General features: G+C 74.7%; 4 protein-coding genes and 1 pseudogene. 2 read left to right on the top strand and 3 right to left on the bottom strand.

Going from position 1 to position 4,069, the window contains the following annotated elements:
• Window positions 1-159 precede the first annotated feature (159 nt).
• The 3 genes from GTW08_RS15595 to GTW08_RS15585 all read right to left on the bottom strand — a co-directional run bounded on the left by GTW08_RS15595 (window position 160) and on the right by GTW08_RS15585 (window position 3,016).
• On the bottom strand, window positions 160-669 hold the full coding sequence (locus GTW08_RS15595) for a DUF427 domain-containing protein (protein ID WP_073573822.1): 510 nt from the start codon (window positions 667-669) through the stop codon (window positions 160-162).
• A gap of 124 nt (window positions 670-793) precedes the next feature.
• Entirely contained in the window at window positions 794-1,390 is a 597-nt protein-coding gene (locus GTW08_RS15590) for a YqgE/AlgH family protein (RefSeq protein WP_073573695.1), read from the bottom strand.
• A 141-nt stretch (window positions 1,391-1,531) separates the two neighbouring features.
• Window positions 1,532-3,016 carry a CCA tRNA nucleotidyltransferase gene (locus GTW08_RS15585; RefSeq protein ID WP_073573696.1) on the bottom strand — a complete coding sequence of 495 codons (1,485 nt, stop codon included), beginning with the start codon at window positions 3,014-3,016 and terminating at the stop codon, window positions 1,532-1,534.
• Window positions 3,017-3,212: 196 nt separating this feature from the next.
• On the opposite strand from GTW08_RS15585, the gene GTW08_RS15580 reads away from it, so the two are divergent.
• Both GTW08_RS15580 and GTW08_RS15575 read left to right on the top strand, forming a co-directional pair.
• Window positions 3,213-3,761: an NUDIX hydrolase gene (locus GTW08_RS15580; protein ID WP_202417219.1), complete on the top strand. Its 549-nt coding sequence runs from the start codon at window positions 3,213-3,215 to the stop codon at window positions 3,759-3,761.
• Window positions 3,758-4,069, top strand: a pseudogene (locus GTW08_RS15575) (hypothetical protein); the annotation flags it as partial. The gene GTW08_RS15580 and the pseudogene GTW08_RS15575, both read left to right, overlap by 4 nt.

Genomic DNA, 4,069 nt, shown 5'->3' with positions numbered 1-4,069 from the left:
CGCGGCCCCGAGCTGCGGCGGGGTCTGCGCCGGCTGCGACCTGGTCGCGGGCTGCCGCGACGCGACCGGCACCGAGCCGGGCTCGGAGCCCGGGGCCCGCACCGGGCTCACCCGCGAGGCCTGACCTGCGGGGCCTGGTCCGCAGGCCCCAACCCCGGGCTACCAGCCGCGGGAGCCCGGCCCGCCCTTGAACGGGCCGACGACCTCGTCGGTGACCCAGCCGCCGTAGAACCCGCCGGGCTGCGGGCGGACCGTCTCCCCGTCCAGGGTGATCCGCTCGAACGGCGCCACGTAGACCGCGACCCGGTCGGTCAGCTCCGGGTAGCGCGCGTCCGGCCGCGGGTACCACCAGGCGACGTCGGTCAGCGGCGGCACGCCGGGGACGCGGACATCGCAGTAGTGGGCGACGCCCTTCCACTCGCAGAACGTGCGGTGCTCACCGGGCACCAGCACGCCGTCGGTGAAGGCGGTGCGGGGCAGGTACCAGGTCGGCGGGTGGCTGGTCTCCAGCACCCGGACCAGGTCGTCCGACGCGGCGACGAGCGTCCCGCCGTGCCACAGCTCCGCACGGCGGGGCACCCGCTCCGCCCGGGGCGGGCGCGGGTAGTCCCACACCGATTCCTGCCCGGGACCGACGGGATCGGGCCAGGGACGACGGTCGAACGGCACGACCCCCACGGTAGGCCGGTCGGCGCCCCCGGGCACGGTCGCGGCGAACCCGCGCTGCGCGGCACCGGCCGCGGCGTCCTGACCGGGGGTGGGCCCACCACAGGTCACACACCGCCCGCGGGGATCAGTTCCAGGCGGGATCACGCGGGAACGTGGCGAGCAGCGCCAGCGGAACGCCCTGGCGGCGCAGCACCCGTTCCCACAGCTGGTCGTAGACGGTGGTCAGCAGGTCGTCGGGCAGGCCGGGGACGACGTACCAGTCACCCCGGGCGATCTCGCCGCCCAGCTGGCCCGCGTCCCAGCCGGAGTACCCGGCGAAGATCCGCAGGCCGCGCAGCCGCTGCGCGAGCGGCGCCGGGTCGGAGTCGAGGTCGACCAGCTGCACCGGTGGCCGGACCGGCATCAGCCCGCCGAGCCCGCGACCGGTCTCCCCGGTCCGCAGGGCGGCCAGGCAGAGCGCGGTGCGCGCCTCGACCGGCCCACCGACGAACATGGTCCCGGGATCACTGGTGAGCCCGGCCCAGCGCGGGAGCACGTCCCGTACGGCCGCCTGGCCGGGCCGGTTGAGCACGACCCCGAGGCTGCCCTGCGGACGGTGCTCGATCATGTAGACGACCGTCCGCGAGAAGTTCGGGTCGCCCAGACCGGGGGCGGCGACGAGCAGACTCCCCGGTGTGACCGGGGGAAGAGCGGCGCCTCGCGTGGCGCGGTGTTCCCGCACGGGTCCATGTTCGCACCTCCGGCGCGGACGCGATGCCGCCACCCGTTCGCCGCATCGTCGTACACCGGACATGATCGTCCATACGTTCGTACAATACGAACGTACATCAGTGTGGACGTCCGTACGGGACGTTCGTACGGATCAGAGGTTCTCGTCCGCCCAGGCCCGCAGGGCGACCTCGGCCTGCTCGGCGTCCATCGGCCCCTGCTCCATCCGCAGCGCCAGCATGTGCCGGTAGGCCTTCCCGACGGCCGGGCCCGGCGGGATGCCCAGCAGCTCCATGATCCGGTTGCCGTCGAGGTCGGGGCGGATCGCGTCGAGCTCCTCCTGCTTGCGCAGCTCGGCGATCCGGTCCTCCAGGCCGTCGTAGTTGCGCTGCAGGGCCGAGGCCCGGCGCCGGTTGCGGGTGGTGCAGTCCGAGCGCACCAGCCGGTGCAGGCGATCCAGCAGCGGGCCGGCGTCGGCGACGTAGCGGCGCACGGCCGAGTCGGTCCACTCGCCCTTGCCGTAGCCGTGGAACCGCAGGTGCAGGTAGACGAGCTGGCACACGTCGTCGACCAGGGCCTTCGGGTACTTGAGCGCCCGCAGCCGCTTGCGGGTCATCTTCGCCCCGACCACCTCGTGGTGGTGGAACGAGACCCGCCCGTCCGGCTCCTTGCGCCGGGTCGCCGGCTTGCCGATGTCGTGCAGCAGCGCGGCCAGGCGCAGCGTGAGGTCCGGCCCGTCGGTCTCGCGCTCGATCGCCTGCTCCATCACGACGAGCGAGTGGGTGTAGACGTCCTTGTGCTGCATGTGCTCGTCGGTCTCCAGCTGCATCGCCGGGACCTCGGGGACGACGTGCCGGGCCAGGCCGGTGTCGCAGAGCAGCTCCAGCCCGCGCCGCGGGTGGTCGCCGATCATCAGCTTGGTGAACTCGGCCTGCACCCGCTCGGCGGTGATCCGGGTCAGCTCGTCGGCCATCGCCGTCATCGCGGCGGTGACCCGCGCGGCGGGGGTGAACCCGAGCTGGGAGACGAACCGGGCGGCGCGCAGCATCCGCAGCGGGTCGTCGGAGAAGGAGCGCTCCGGGGTGTCCGGGGTGTCCAGGACACCCTGGGCGAGCGCGGCGAACCCGCCGTGCGGGTCGACGAAGCGGCGGTGCGACCCGGTCAGCTCGACCGCCATCGCGTTGACCGTGAAGTCGCGGCGCACCAGGTCGCCCTCGACGGTGTCGCCGAAGCGGACCTCGGGGTTGCGGGAGGTGCCGTCGTAGGTGTCGGCGCGGAAGGTCGTCACCTCGAGGGTCTGCCCGTCGCGGCGCAGCCCGACGGTCCCGAACGCGATCCCGGTGTCCCAGACGGCCTCGGCCCAGCCGCGCACGATCGCGAGGATCTGCTCGGGGCGGGCGTCGGTGGTGAAGTCGAGGTCCCCGGAGTCCCGGGTCGACGCGCCGGTGCCGCGCAGCACCGCGTCGCGGACGCTGCCGCCGACGAGATAGAGCAGGTGACCGCGGGCGGCGAAACGGGCGGCCAGCTCGTCGGCGACGGCCGGGACGTCGAGCAGTGCGACCACGGCGTTCTCCTGTGCTCGCTGCAGCTCGTCCGGGTCCGGGGCGGATCCGGCCGGAGGTCGGGTCGGCCGGGTCACCTGTCGGGCGGTGGAGGACGGGGACGACGAGGACACGACGGGCCAGTCTAGGCAACGCGCCCGGCCGGTGGGCACGGGTCCTCCGGTCACTCCGTACCGCTCGACCGCTGATCGACGGCAGGGCGACCGGGTGACGCCACGGCCGCGGGCGGCTCGTCGACCCCCCTTCGAGCCACCTCCTCGTTACCATCGCCACATGTCCACCTCCCGCGGCCGCTCCTCGGCAGGGCGCGGCGCGGAACCCGGCCGTGAGGGCCGGAGCGCACGCGCCGGCCGTGCCGGGCGCGCCGACCGGTCCCCGGACCGCCGTCGCCGGCTGCGCACGGTGGACGAGACGTCCGCCGGTGGGCTCGTCGTGCACCCCGAGACCGGCGCCGCCGCGCTGATCGGCCGGCTGGACCGCCGGGGCCGGCTGCTGTGGTCGCTCCCGAAGGGCCACATCGAGGCCGGTGAGACCGCGGAGCAGGCCGCGGTGCGCGAGGTGCAGGAGGAGACCGGCATCATCGGTGAGGTGCTGGCTCCCCTGGGCACCATCGACTTCTGGTTCGTCGCCGAGGACCGGCGCGTCCACAAGACGGTCCACCACTACCTGATGCGCGCGCTCGGCGGCGAGCTCTGCGACGAGGACGTCGAGGTCTCCGAGGTGGCCTGGGTGCCGCTCGACGAGCTCGAGGGCCGCCTCGCCTACGCCGACGAGCGTCGGCTGATCCGGCATGCGGCCAACCTGCTGGAGGAGACGGCGTGAGCCGGGTCGCGGCCCTGGTCGCGATCGTGCTCACCGCGGTGGTGGCACTGCTCCTGCCTGCGGCGTTCCCGGCGGGCGCCCCGCAGGCCGCCGCCCGGGACCGCCCGGCGCAGCAACCGGCCCAGCAGCCCGTCGCCCCGGTCCGGCTCGACGTCGGCACGATGACCCCGCGGGTGGTCACGTCGGCGGGGCCGGGCGAGCTGGTCGTCACCGGGACCGTCACCAACACCGGCCCGGGGATCGTCGACGACCTGGCCGTCCGGGTGCAGCGCGGGCCGGTGCTCGCCGGTGAGGCGGCGCTGCGGGCC

Origin of the sequence: Pseudonocardia sp. SID8383 (assembly GCF_009864975.1) — a bacterium.
In the GTDB taxonomy this organism is placed as follows: Bacteria; Actinomycetota; Actinomycetes; order Mycobacteriales; family Pseudonocardiaceae; genus Pseudonocardia; species Pseudonocardia alni.
Note: the sequence above shows the minus strand (reverse complement) of the source record. Positions and strands in the feature narration are given on the sequence as shown.

Coding starts and splice junctions, on each gene's coding strand:
- GTW08_RS15580 (WP_202417219.1), top strand. CDS start 3,213: ATGTCCACCTCCCGCGGCCGCTCCTCGGCAGGGCGCGGCGCGGAACCC.